This is a genomic window from Duncaniella dubosii, from assembly GCF_004803915.1.
GTDB lineage: Bacteria > Bacteroidota > Bacteroidia > Bacteroidales > Muribaculaceae > Duncaniella > Duncaniella dubosii.
In genome coordinates this window covers 1,798,893-1,812,592 of record NZ_CP039396.1, presented here as the reverse complement: position 1 = coordinate 1,812,592, position 13,700 = coordinate 1,798,893, and the positions used below count along the sequence as shown (strand labels likewise).

The window sequence follows — 13,700 nt, the reverse complement described above, 5'->3', positions numbered from 1 at the left end:
ATTTTGCATTACGATGGATAATTACGACCTTTGCGTCAAATTGGACTTTCTTACAAGGAGGTCGCTGATATGGCGTGAGCTGTCTTCGGTATCATTAAATCAACTCTAATTAAAACCATGAAATCTGTTTAAATTTTTAGGAAAATGACAACTGCTATCGTCACGTTTTTTATTCTCGGTTATCTGTGCATCGCTCTTGAAAGCGTGCTTAAAATCAACAAAGCTGTTCCCGCACTTCTCATGTGCGTTGTCTGCTGGACTCTCTACGCCTGCGGTTATGCGCCCGAACACGGCGCCGACACATCAGCGCAACTTCTCGAACACCTCGGCGACACTTGTGAAATCCTGTTCTTCCTGATGGGCGCAATGACAATCGTGGAGATTGTGGATGCAAACGGAGGATTTTTCTTCGTAAAGGACGCACTTGCCACCACAAGCAAACGCAAACTGCTCTGGCGCATCACGTTCATGGCATTTGTCCTTTCGGCAATACTCGACAATCTCACAACCTCGATAGTCATGGTCATGGTGCTACGCAAGCTCGTCGACGACCATAACGACCGCATGATCTACGGAGGCATGATTATCATAGCAGCCAATGCCGGCGGCGCGTTCTCGCCAATAGGCGACGTCACGACCATCATGCTCTGGATACGCGGCATGATCACCACAGGCGGAGTCATCACCGAACTGTTCCTACCCTCGCTCATCGCAGTGCTCGTATCAGGATTTGCAGCCCAATACTATCTCAAAGGCTCGCTCCCGGCTGTCAACCATACGGAAGAGTCACTCCCGGCCGGCCAGACTCCGGGCGACCGCACTCTCATCCTTTGCCTTGGCGTAGGCGGTCTCATCTTCGTGCCTATTTTCAGAATGCTGACAGGTCTCGCTCCTTTCATGGGCATACTTCTCGCGCTCGGCATCCTCTGGCTTGTCAGTGAATATCGCTGCAACCGCAACGCACTGTTCTGCGATAACTCTAACCTCAAGGTCACGTCGCTCCTCGCGCGAATCGACATGGCAACCATACTCTTCTTCCTCGGTATCCTTATGGCCGTGGCCACGCTTCAGGAAACAGGAGTGCTGAACTCGTTCGGCATCTGGCTTAACGAAGCCTCACACGGCAACCATTACCTCGTGACAGGCGTGATCGGCGTGGTTTCGAGCATCGTCGACAATGTGCCCCTCGTCGCAGGCTGTATGGACATGTATGCAATCGCTCCCTCCGGCGACTATGGTGTCGACGGTCTTTTCTGGCAGCTTCTCGCCTACTGTGCCGGTGTCGGAGGCTCAATGCTTATCATCGGTTCTGCAGCCGGTGTCGTCGTAATGGGCCTTGAAAAAATCAGCTTCGGATGGTATCTTAAAAAATTCACATGGATTGCTTTTATCGGCTATATAGCCGGTATCGCCACCTATGCCGTCGAGACACTGTTTATCCACTGATAACACACATATCGAATAGAACAAAAAGTAAATAGAACACCCAACCCCACCATGCCCGCTTTTCTGTCAGGCATGGTGGGGTTTGCTTTTTATGATTTTTTGTTGCCGTCAGAGTCAGTCGGCAGCATTGATTCCTTCGAGTGAACGGATCACCCGGCAAGGATTGCCGACAGCCAATGAGTTGGCAGGAATATCGCGGTTGACCACACTGCCTGCACCGATGACACAGTTGTCGCCGATTGTCACTCCCGGAAGGACATGCACACCAGCCCCTATCCATACGTTGTTTCCGACCGTAATCGGACGGGCGTATTCAAGCCCCATGTTGCGGCGCCTGACATCAAGAGGATGTCCGGCTGTATGGAAACCGCAGTCCGGAGCAATGAAGACATTGTCGCCAAACGTCACTTTAGCGCCATCGAGAATGACGAGATTGACGTTGGAATAGAAATTATCGCCGACAGAGATATTGTAGCCATAATCGCAATAAAACGGCTGTTCGATATAGTAGTTCTCGCCCACACGGCCAAGGAGTGTCTTCAGTAGCGACTTGCGTTCCTCAAGTCTGTCAGGCATCAGGTCGTTGTACTTACGGCATAGAAGTTTGCATTTCATGCGCTCCTCGATCAGCTGTGGATCACAGTTGGCATCGTAGATTTCGCCACGGAGCATTTTGTCTTTTTCAGAGTCCATCAATAATCTCGTTTTTGAAATGGGTTATTTATCATTCTAAGTCAGGATGCGCGACCTACAGGCCGGAATCGCGATAATATAAGCTATTCTAACAGACGCAGAGCCATCCGATTGTCCGAAGAACATGTCGAATGGCTCTGCGTTATTTTATGCGACAGTCCGTCCGACTGTCTGTTTCAAGTCATTTTAGCCGATTTTGATGCCTGAGAAGCCCATGAAGGCCATTGCAAGAAGACCTGCGCAAATCATGGCGATAGGCACACCGCGCATTGACTTAGGCACGTTTGTCATGGCAAGCTGCTCGCGGATACCGGCAAAAATAGCGATAGCCATTGTGAAGCCGACCGCAGTTGCAAAGGCATAGACAACGCTTTCGCCGAGATTCATACCTTTCTGGACAACTGTGATTGCTACACCGAGGACGGCACAGTTTGTAGTGATGAGCGGCAGGAACACGCCGAGGGCACTATAGAGCACCGGAGCTATCTTCTTGAGCACAATCTCAAGCATCTGTACCAATGCGGCGATGACTAGAATGAAGACAATTGTCTGCATGAACCCAAGGCCGAAAGGCGTGAGGACAAGATCCTGAAGAAGCCATGTGATGACAGTGGCGAGAAGCATGACAAATGTCACGGCCGCACCCATGCCGACTGCGCTTGAGAGTTTGCGCGACACTCCGATGAATGGACAGATTCCGAGGAACTGGGCAAAGACGATGTTGTTGACAAATATCGCCGTTATGATGATGGAAATATATTCGAGCATCTGTAATGAAGTATTAAGTCTTAAGGATTAAGGATGAAGTGTGGCGGTGGGGCTCAGCATGACTTCGCACGAAGCTTGGTGAAAAGGGCGATGAGCAGGCCGAGGGCGATGAATGCGCCCGGGGCGAGCACGAACACGAGTGAGCCGAACTGTTCGGGATAGATGGTGAGATCAAAAATCTTGCCTGTTCCCAGAAACTCGCGCACTGCGCCGAGAAGGGTGAGGGCGATTGTGAATCCGAGACCGATGCCTATACCGTCAAGACAGCTGTCGAACACGCTGTGGCGCGAGGCGAAGGCTTCTGCACGGCCGAGCACGATACAGTTGACCACGATAAGGGGGATAAAGATACCGAGTGTGGCGTAGAGCGACGGCACATAGGCTTCCATCACAAGCTGGAGAACCGACACGAAGGCTGCGATGACCACGATATAGGCGGGGATACGCACCTTTGACGGCACGAAGTTCTTGATAAGAGATATCACCACATTAGAGCATATGAGCACGGCCATTGTGGCGAGTCCCATACTCATTCCGTTTATGGCGCTGCCGGTTGTGCCGAGAGTGGGACACATACCCAGCATCAGGACGAATGTCGGGTTTTCGGCGATAATACCGTTGAAAAGTATTCTTAGTTTATCATTCATGGCTTGATGTGGTGGGGATTATTGGCGTGAGGCGAATTGTTGTGATGCCTGATTGGCTAGTGTGAGAGCCCGGAGAAAAGCTCGCGATGAGATTGTGGCGGCCGTGATGGCATCGACATCGCCGCCGTCCTTGCTCACTGTGAGATTTGCGCTGTTGGCATTGAGGCCGATGACCGTATGGGCCGGATTGCTGAACCATTCGTCCATCTTCGATCCGAGTCCGGGAGTTTCGGCATGCTGCATCACCGCAAAGCCTGTGATGTTGCCCGAAGGGTCAAAACCATACATTACCGTGGTGAGACCCGAGAAGCCGTTGGCATCGTGGCTTTCGACGGCCATTCCGACGAGTTCTCCGTCCTGACGTGCGGGGAATACGGTGACGGTCTCACCATCGACTGTCACTTCGGCAGCCTCGTCGGCAGGATTGTTGTTGAAATGTATTTCGGGGAGCACCTGCCCTATGGCTGATTTCTGCTTTTCAGCCTTGGCCTGTGCGATAGGTTCTTTGGTAGCTGTGTAGACTCCGGCAAGAGCAGCGGCGGCGACTACTGTGATGATGCCCAGCGAGAGCACCATGTTTACGAGTGATGATTTCATGCTGCAACCTTCCTTTCTCCGAACTTACGTGGTTTGACATAGCGGTTGATGAGCGGTGTCACACCGTTCATTATCAGGATGGCGAAAGATACACCTTCGGGATATGCGCCCCACTGGCGGATGACAACGGTGATGATGCCGATCATGACTCCGTAGATTATCATGCCTGCGTGGCTCATCGGCGAGGTCACATAATCGGTGGCCATGAAGATTGCGCCGAGCATGAGTCCGCCCGTAAGGAGCTGGACACCGACGTTAGCGCCGATGCAGAGCGAAAAGAGGGCGACTGTAGCGAGTATGGCGACAGGGATGTGCCATGTGATGACACGTGTGCAAAGCAGATAAACAAAGCCTATCAGCAGGGCTATGGCTCCGATCTCACCCATCGAGCCGCCGGTGAATCCGAGCGCCTGATTCAGCAGGTCGACATCAGCGCCTGTTATCTGGTCCATCTTGAGCTGACCGAGGGTTGTCGCGCCGGTGGTGGCATCGAGATAGTTCATGCGGTTTTCCATCGGGAGGGGCCATGTGGTCATCTGCACTGGGAATGAAAGCAGGAGGAATACACGGCCGACAAGCGCGGGGTTGAAGATGTTGCAACCGAGACCTCCGAATGTCATCTTGCCGATGCCAATGGCGATGACACAGCCGATGAGGACTGTCCACACGGGAAGATTTGACGGGAGGTTGAGCGCGAGAAGCAGACCTGTCAGTACGGCTGACATATTTCCGATGCTCGGACGCTGACCGAGCATGAAACGCGAAATCAGATATTCGGTGACTACACATCCGGCAATGGCTGTAACTATTACGATTGCCGCGCCGATGCCGAAGCAATAGAGCGCAAGTGCTACAGCGGGAAGCAAAGCAATGATGACATGGGTCATCAGCTTCGTCACCGTGACAGGAGTCTGCGCATGGGGCGATGGTGAAATGGTGATAAGCTGGCTCATTATAAGTTTTGAAATTGGTATTAGTCGGTGCAAAATTAAGAAAAATATTTTAATAATTCATAATCCTTAAGTATGTAATCGAAATCATTCATGAAAATCAATATACTTTACCATATACATCCTGACACATATCAATGATGGAGATCAACAAAAAGCGCCGCAGACCTGCTTCTAAACAAAGCAGGCCTGCGGCCATTATGACGAAATCTGCAAAGTCAAGCGGACTTCTTTAGAGATCTATTCTGATTAATACCAGCGCGGGTCACCGATTCGCTTTTGATAGATTTCATGAGAGGTTACCTTTACATCATTCTTGACCTTGAGAGCCTCGAAGATATTTTCGGGCGCTGCGTGGTCAAGCTTATTGGGAGTAGCCTTGTTGAAATCAACATAGCGTGGATTGGGAGCGGTGAAGAACTCATCGGCGCGGAGCGGAGTTGCACCGGTCTTGACAACGAGGTCATTGACATCGCCTGAAACAAGACCCGGAGCCCAGTCCCACTTATCGCCTACAGAGTTCTTCTTTGCTGAGAAAGCAGCTGAAGAGAAGATTCCATCATCCTTCATATGTGCGTCGCGGCTACCGAGCGAGTAGTTGTCCTTGAAATCCCATGTCACGCGGGCTTCTCCAGCAATATTTCGGAAGTCGCAGGCCGACATGTTGAGATCACGTGAATCCTTGGAATCGGCGGCAAGAACGATAAGGTTATTCTTGAACGTAATCTTAGAGTCATTGGGCATGAAGCGGAATTCAAAAAGATAACGGCTGCCAGAACGAGTAGAGAAGTTGATGAACGTACAGTTTTCAATCGCGATATTGAAGTGGATGTCATCCCCCCAAAGGAGGTCTTTGTTGTTGTCAGAAAGGAGAGCATGACGCGGCGAGTCATAGAATGTACAACGACGCATCTGGAAGTCATTGTAAAGATTCGACTTAGCATTGTTACCGTCACCTGCAAACCATGAGTAACCACGACCGTTATTGTCGTAATAACCCTGATTATAGAAGAGACAGTCTTCGATAACCATCTTCTTGAACACTTTGTAGCGAGGGCCCTGTACACGTATGAAACCACGGATAAAGCCTTGGAACGTACAGTTCTTAAGCTGGAATGATTCAAACGATACAGCCAGACCACCTGAGTACATATTGGCAAAATAGTTGCCTGTCGCACCTCCTTCACCGAAGTTACGCGCAAGAGGGCACTGGAAGTCAATACCTTCGAAGATAACGTCGCCAATTTCAATCGGAGCGTCAACGTCGCCAGCTTCTTTGTTCTTACCGAGCACCCAGTTGCCGGTGACAGGAGCATCACCCTTGAGCGAAATACCGCCGAGGAACACAACCGCACGTTTGCCCTGAGCGAGGTCATCGGGATGTGTGGCCAGAGTGAAACCTTTCTGTACTAGAGGATTGCCTGTTGTGTAGTAATTATGACCACCACGGAGATAGTAAACCTGGCCTTCGGCGATTTCGTTAGAGTTGACAAAGTTGGTTATGATGGTATCAATGCGTGTTGCATTATATTCCACAGCACCGGGAATAGTGTCGTTCGGATCGACTATAGGCTCGATGATTATAGGCTCACCGGGATCACCCTTGGTACGGACAAACACCTGATTGTATTCAGCATCAATATCAGTGCTTACAACTTCGCCCGACATGTTTGTATAAGTGAACATGCGTGCGTCGTTGCGCAGTGTGATATAGTAGCCTGAATTTTCGTCAAGACCTGTGATATGAACTTCACCGGCCGCTTTTTCTTCATCGGTAAGAGCACGGATGCCGTTGACAAAGCCGTCAGGCATCTTGGCAGTCGGATTGAAGGGCGCTGGTTTGCAGACAATAGTTGTAGCAACGAAATTGCCATTATTATCAACGTCAAAGCGTGTTTTGATAAAGTCCGGGTTAGGAGTACCGTCTTCAAGAGTTTCTGTAAGGTCAGACTTTGAATAGTCACTTTCCACGAACGGAAGCTGGAAAGTCAGTGTCACCTCATTGTAGCCTTTGTTCTTTTGACCGCAGATACCGGGAGTTGTGTAGCGGTCATCAGTCTTAATTCCAAGAAAATCCTCCCATTCACGACCGCCACCGAGACCATACCATTCAGAGTGATGCCCTTCTCCCTTTGGTGAAAGTGTACGAATTATGAAACGGTAGTCAGTACCATAATTGAGATTAGGTATGTCCACATGGGTCACTTCAGGCCCTACAATGAACGACTCGACAATTTTTGTGGGATCACTCCAGTCTTCAATAAGACCGGTATTAAGATTTTCGGCATAGCGGATTTCGTAGCCTGCCGCACCTTCGATACCATACCAATGAAGCTGAACGGTGTTGCGTGTCAAAGGTTTGACCTTTGAGGCATAATCATCGTTTTCAGGCTTGACATTAGTGGTGTTTTCGCTGCGAAACATAGTTCTTGGCATGCGATCAAGGTCTGCCGGGCTGAAATTGGTATCATCATCGCTACAGGATGTAATTCCAAGTGCGAGGATACATGCAATAGCATATATGAATTTTTTCATTGCGTTTTCGGATAGTTACATTTGATTATAATTACTTGTAACCATACTTATTCTCATATTGCCCCTGAGCACGGCTGATAACCGCACGCGGGATGGGGAGAATATAGCGGATTACAGGAAGATTCTTGCTGCTGGGGAAGGTTGAGAGGTCACGTGAATCGAGTGAGTAACGACCATTGTCGTTGACTACCACTACACCGCCGGGACCATTCTCGTCACCTTCTTCAGGTGTCATATAGATGTAGCCACGGAGCGAGAAGCGAATCTCGTTACGGATGACACCTTCTTTTGACCATTCGATAATGTCCTCGCGAACATTGCTCAGACCCAATGCGTTGGCCTCGGCTGATGACATTGTTCTGTAGGGGTTGAGGATACGACACACCTTCACGCTCTGGTTCGGGAATACATTCTCGGGATAGATAGGCACATCGTTTCCTGCTTCGTCCTTCATTGTATTGTCAACAGAACGGATGTTGCGGATAGTGAATGGCACTTTATCGTATGCCTCATCATTGCCATCAAAATCGTAGGCCGACACAGAAGAAAGGTTAGTGGAAGTAGTTTCCGAACTTTCAGCAAGCGAGAGATAACGGTAGAATGTCCAGTAGACATTTTCAGCAAGGAGATTGTGACGGACGAGGTCGCGCCAGCGCATGTTTTCACCGGCGAATTCAAATTTGCGTTCGTCAAGGACGGCCTTACGGAATGCCTCCTCAGAGCTGCGCGCTGCGATATATGGCTCAACAAGCTCTGCGTTGTTAGGGAATGCACGGCGACGTACCTGAGCAAGAGCCTCAACCGCTTTCGCTCCGTTAGGGCCACTTACTCCATGCTCGATTTCATTGATAGCTTCGGCATACATAAGCAGCACATCAGTGTAGCGCATGATAGGGAAATTGATACCGGTCTTGTCTGTGGTCTGATTTCCGAGACCACCGGGAACCCAGAGTTTTGACCATTTACCGTTTGACACTGTATAGTTATTGTCAAACATGGCATCGCCTGCGGGTGCGTCATATTTTGTGAGCTGGTTGACATAGTCACGACGAACATCGTTCTCGTTGAACAGGTAACGATAAACCCCGTTAAGACGGACATCAGACTTTGCCTCACCATAAACGTGGGGGGTTTCACTCTGATACGAATCGAGTTTTATACCGTGCGAGTAACCAACCTTGCCGTTTGCAGTTTTTGCAAATGGAATTTCCCATATGACATCATCGCCGGGCGTGGCCACATTCTTACACTCATCAAAAAACACCTGATAGAAAGGCTTGCCGAGGCGATGTGTCTGTGAATCAATTACTTTCTGGGTATAATCGCGGGCGATTGCATAATAGTCCAGATAGTTTTCGTTCATACGCTCCATCTTTCCATAACTTTCGCCATCTGGACGGAGAGTATAGCCGGCAGCAGTCTGAGCAATACGTGCAATCATGGCCCAAGCCATTTCTTTGGATATGCGCTCTACTGTTCCGAGCTCACTGGTCGACTTCATGTCATCGGCCACTTCTTTGAGATCAGCGATAAGCTTGTCGAGTATCTCCGCACGGTCGGTCAGAGGATAAATCTTTACAGTAGCAGTGCGCGATGAATTGAACGAGAATGCTGGATCACCGAACATCCATGTGAGATCGTGGTAAACAATTGCTCGCATCACTTTGGCCTCACCAATCATCTGGCGCATGTCCTTATAGTCTTCCTCTTTTTCGGGATTGTAAAGTTGAGATGACTCCGCTCCCTCTATGAAAAGGTTGGCGAGCTCGATAGTGGTATATTGCTGTTTCCATGTCGAATTGATAGCTCCTCCATCGGGATCGGCATCGTAGCGAGACCAGTTCGCTCCTGACAGGAAGCGGCTTGAATTGGTCTTGAAGTCGACATCGGTGTTCATGACATAGGTCGAGAACATCTTGTCGCCATATGTGTCACCGCTCATCATTGAGGCATAGATGCCATTGAGCGCGTTGTTCATCTCAGTCTTGTCCGAAAAGACATAGTCCGGGTCGTTCTGCGAAGGAGCATCAACTTCCAGATAGTCGGAGCAGGAGGCTAAAGCCATAACTGAGAGACCTGCTATGAATATATTGCGAAATTTCATTGTGTTTATTCCGTAATTGGTATTAAAATTGGGTTAGAATGACAGATTGATGCCGAACACGTAGCTGCGTGAGCGAGGATAACGGTTCATATCATATGAAGGTGTCAGACCACTCTGCACATCAACTTCGGGGTCAAAACCTGAATATTTGGTGATGATGAAGGGATTGGTGACAGAACCGTAGAAACGGCACTTGCTCATGCCGAGTTTCTGGATGATATTGGTCGGAAGCGAGTATCCGAGGGTAATGTCGGTGCAACGAAGGAATGAACCGTCCTCTACAAAGCGTGAGATAGTATATTCTTTGGTGACATCAGAAGGATTCCACTCTGTGCGGTTACGGTTGATGTATTCATACATCTGGTAACCGTCGAGTTCAGCTTTCACATCCATCGGGACACCTGAACCTTCGAAGTTTGTCCATGTGGTCTGAGTATTGCCAAGCATATGCTCCCAACGTCTTTCAACATCTGTGTATGTCCAGCGGTTTCCCTTGTTGAACGATGAGAGGACATTGTAGAAGTTGTTCTTGTTATCCATCGAAGACGAGAGGCGATAGGCAGTCGCGTTGTAAACGTCGAAGTCAAGGAAGAAAGTGAAGTTGGCTGTGAAGTCAAAACCCTTCCACTGACCGTTGAGACCGAAACCGCCCTGAAGTTTAGGGGTTGTGCGGCCAATAATAGTCTTATCGTTCTGGTCAATCACACCGTCGCCGTTGAGATCCTTAAATTTAGGCTTACCGGGCTGGGTCTGTGTACCTTGATCGTTAGAATTATACATGTTGTCCATCAACACAGTGCCCGAAATCAGCTTCCCGTTTTCATCAAACACCTGTGGATGTGGATCATAGACGTTCTTAACGCTATTATATGTGAACTCATCAAAACCGTAAAGACCATCATAGACATAACCGTAGATAAGACCTACTTCTCCGCCGACCTCAAGACGGTAGTTGTTACCTGCGTCTGTTTTTGCACGGGTGTGACGGATTTCGAGGAAGTCCTCGTCGCCCGTAAGCTTATCGACTTTCATTTTGTTGGCGCCAAGGTTGAAATTGGCAGAAAGAACATAGTCCTTGCCACGGAGGATGTCTCCGTTGATGGAGATTTCAAAACCACGGTTGGTCACCTGACCGATGTTCTGGAACTGCTTACCGTAACCGATGGTGGTCAGCACGTCGGCTTCGTAGATAAGGTCGGATGTCGTGTTCCAGTAATATTCGGGGGAAATACGCAGACGACCGTTAAAAAATGAAAGGTCAAGCGCGAAGTTGCGGGTGAGGGTAGTCTCCCACTTGATATCGGGGTTGGGAAGATAATTTGAAGTGTCGTAGTAGAGTTCTCCATCGGGGTTCTCTGAACTTTCGCCGAAGTTCGGGCCGCCGGATGAATTGGTGGTGTAAAGGTAGCGCCACATGTCGGCCTTGATACGGTTGTTACCGGCCTTACCGATGGCGGCACGGATTTTAAGTTCGTCAAGCCATGTGATATCCTTCATGAAGTCCTCGCTTGACATAACCCATGCACCTGAAATCGAGGGGAAGTAGCCCCACTGGTGGCCGGGAGCAAACATTGTAGAACCATCGGCACGGAATGTACCGGACAACAGGTACTTGTGGTCATAGTTGTAGCTAATCTGACCGAAGTAAGAAGTGGTGCGGTCAGCAGTGCCGAGAGATGAAGTTGACACCCAAGGCTTACCTCGACCAAGATTATGGATGGCATCGTCAGCTGAAATTTCACGCGGGAAATAGCGGTTTTTCTGTTCGGTATTTTCTGATTGCTTGTGATAAAGCTCGAAACCGACAAGGGCATAGAAATTATTTTTTTCCTTGATGCTCCAATCATAAGAGGCTGTGGTGGTCCATGTGTACTGATTGGTCTGGGTCTTCTTTACTTGAGCAACAGGCTGGTGGTTATTTTTGATACCATCATCTGTAAGGGGCCCCCAGAAACGGTTGTCGTCATTGAACGAGAATGTATAGTTGCCTTCTGTGCGAAGTGTCAGTCCTTCGATAGGCTTGTATTCAAGTGATGCCTGATTTGCAATTGAGTATGAATGCTTCTTACGGACATTGGTCTTAATATCGTTGACCGGATTGGTATACTGGAAGAGAGCCTCCTGATCCGGGTCTGCCGCACCGGGTGTCCAGAAGATGTTTCCAAGTTCTCTGATACCATTTGAGGGACGGTAGCGGAGCACGTCAATAATGCCGCCAGTACCGACATTGTCACCTCCTGCGCCTTCATCACGGCGATATGAAATCTTAGGATTGTACTGAAGGGTAAGATTCGGTAGAATCTTGGTCTGAAGTTTTGTGTGGATGTTTGTACGGCGTACGCCAGATCCCATTATGATACCACGGTCATCAGACTGTGTGAACGAAATATTATAGCGAGTCTTGTCATTACCACCGCCAACCGATACGTTGGTCGAGTATGAGAACGGATCATTTCCCATAACCTCATCCTGCCAGTCGTGAGTAGGAGCAGAACGATAGAGGTCAAGGTCTCTGATGTTACCGAAATTATAGCGGAAAAGCTTTGCTGCCGATGATGATTTCGAGCGTCCTGTAGCAAAGTCCCACTGATAATCAACGAAACCATATGCGTCCATCAGGTCAAGCTTCTTTGATATATGAGAGACTGATCCCTGAAAATTTACATTGACCTGGGTCTTGCCTTCAGCTGCCGATTTGGTTGTCACGATGACAACACCGTTACCACCCTTCGCACCATAGATAGCGGTGAGCGAGGCATCCTTGAGGATGTCGATGCTCTGGATATCGCTCGGGGGATGTCGTTGATGTTTTCAACCTGGAAACCGTCGACGATGTAGAGGGGGTCGTTTGACTGTGTCACCGATGTCGCACCACGCACACGGATGTTGATATCAGCACCGGGCTGACCGTCGACTGTGGTAACCTGCACGCCGGCAACCTTACCCTGAAGGGCGACTGCGGCAGAGGTCACGGGGACTGCGGCGAGTTTAGCGCCTGAAACTGAGCCGACAGAGCCTGTGAGGTCGCGGCGGGCGCGGGTGCCACCATAACCGATCACAACAACTTCGTCGAGCGATTCAGAGTCTTCCGAAAGCACTACGCGGATGTTGGTCTGGCCGTCAACTGCGATTTTTTCTGTCTTATAGCCGATATACGACACTACGAGGGTGGCATTTTTGGCTACATTCTTAAGGGTGAAGTTTCCATCGATGTCGGTGACAACGATGTTCTTAGTACCATCGACCTGTACGGTCGCGCCGATCATTGGTTCATCGGTGCCGTCGACCACTGTTCCTGAGACAGTGAGATTCTGTGCATTGGCATTGAAGCCGACACAAAGCACCAACAGGAGTAGCATTGTTTTCCAGTGCGTCGCAAAGAAAAAGTGCCGCAGCCATTGACTACGACTTGAGATTAAGTCTTTCATGTTTGTGTTAAATGATAAATAAGATTTCTTTCATGCTATTTTCTATTCTTTTTTCTACTTCGCGTTATAGAAAATGTATTTATCTGAATAGTACAATTATATCTGTTAATGGCTACAACTCTCTGTTTTTAGGGCAATAATGAGCATATTTTAACACATGCCTTCTTGTATCAACCCGATTTTAACTAAAAAGCAGTTAGCTTAACGCCTCAGTTTCATTTATTTAGTTAAAATATTTAGAAACCTTTGCACTTTATGAAAAATTTAATAATTTTGTCGCAAATTAGTACCGTACCCATGAATCACAAGAGTTGTATTATAATCGTAAAATTCTAATTATTAGTCTTTTATATTGGTATGACTCATCAAATATATATGTTCTATAACGGAAAGTAAAAAAATAAATAATTTTTCAGCCGGTGTGATTTAAAACCGCAGATAACACCCTAATCCTTAATTAGTCATATTGCTATCAATTACATCAGACATTCTTATTCCATCTATTCCGATTATTTCCACGAAGGGCTATCCT

General features: G+C 48.6%; 10 protein-coding genes. 1 reads left to right on the top strand and 9 read right to left on the bottom strand.

Going from position 1 to position 13,700, the window contains the following annotated elements; all coding sequences use genetic code 11:
- Positions 1 to 144: 144 nt before the first annotated feature.
- A complete protein-coding gene (gene nhaD, locus E7747_RS07960) occupies positions 145 to 1,446 on the top strand; it encodes a sodium:proton antiporter NhaD (RefSeq protein WP_136415267.1) in 1,302 nt (433 codons plus the stop codon).
- Between the two features lie 114 nt (positions 1,447 to 1,560).
- On the opposite strand, the gene E7747_RS07955 is transcribed toward nhaD, so the two are convergent.
- From E7747_RS07955 to E7747_RS17485, 9 genes are all read right to left on the bottom strand, one after another.
- Complete coding sequence (locus tag E7747_RS07955; RefSeq protein WP_136415265.1) at positions 1,561 to 2,139, bottom strand: sugar O-acetyltransferase; 579 nt, start codon at positions 2,137 to 2,139, stop codon at positions 1,561 to 1,563.
- A gap of 186 nt (positions 2,140 to 2,325) precedes the next feature.
- A complete protein-coding gene (locus tag E7747_RS07950) occupies positions 2,326 to 2,907 on the bottom strand; it encodes an electron transport complex protein RnfA (protein WP_123613365.1) in 582 nt (193 codons plus the stop codon).
- Positions 2,908 to 2,960: 53 nt separating this feature from the next.
- A complete protein-coding gene (locus tag E7747_RS07945; protein ID WP_123613366.1) occupies positions 2,961 to 3,554 on the bottom strand; it encodes an RnfABCDGE type electron transport complex subunit E in 594 nt (197 codons plus the stop codon).
- Between the two features lie 18 nt (positions 3,555 to 3,572).
- Positions 3,573 to 4,151 (bottom strand): RnfABCDGE type electron transport complex subunit G, encoded by a 579-nt coding sequence (locus E7747_RS07940; protein ID WP_136415263.1) that lies wholly within the window; start codon positions 4,149 to 4,151, stop codon positions 3,573 to 3,575.
- A complete protein-coding gene (locus E7747_RS07935) occupies positions 4,148 to 5,104 on the bottom strand; it encodes an RnfABCDGE type electron transport complex subunit D (protein ID WP_136415261.1) in 957 nt (318 codons plus the stop codon). Before E7747_RS07935 ends, E7747_RS07940 begins: the two co-directional genes overlap by 4 nt.
- 246 nt (positions 5,105 to 5,350) lie before the next feature.
- Positions 5,351 to 7,636: a fibronectin type III domain-containing protein gene (locus E7747_RS07930; RefSeq protein ID WP_136415259.1), complete on the bottom strand. Its 2,286-nt coding sequence runs from the start codon at positions 7,634 to 7,636 to the stop codon at positions 5,351 to 5,353.
- 31 nt (positions 7,637 to 7,667) lie between these two features.
- Positions 7,668 to 9,740: a RagB/SusD family nutrient uptake outer membrane protein gene (locus E7747_RS07925; protein ID WP_123613370.1), complete on the bottom strand. Its 2,073-nt coding sequence runs from the start codon at positions 9,738 to 9,740 to the stop codon at positions 7,668 to 7,670.
- Positions 9,741 to 9,773: 33 nt separating this feature from the next.
- The gene (locus tag E7747_RS07920) at positions 9,774 to 12,509 is read right to left on the bottom strand and encodes a SusC/RagA family TonB-linked outer membrane protein (protein ID WP_394366330.1); all 2,736 of its coding nucleotides are present in this window, start codon (positions 12,507 to 12,509) and stop codon (positions 9,774 to 9,776) included.
- Positions 12,443 to 13,168 (bottom strand): carboxypeptidase-like regulatory domain-containing protein, encoded by a 726-nt coding sequence (locus E7747_RS17485; RefSeq protein WP_394366306.1) that lies wholly within the window; start codon positions 13,166 to 13,168, stop codon positions 12,443 to 12,445. Before E7747_RS17485 ends, E7747_RS07920 begins: the two co-directional genes overlap by 67 nt.
- Positions 13,169 to 13,700 lie beyond the last annotated feature (532 nt).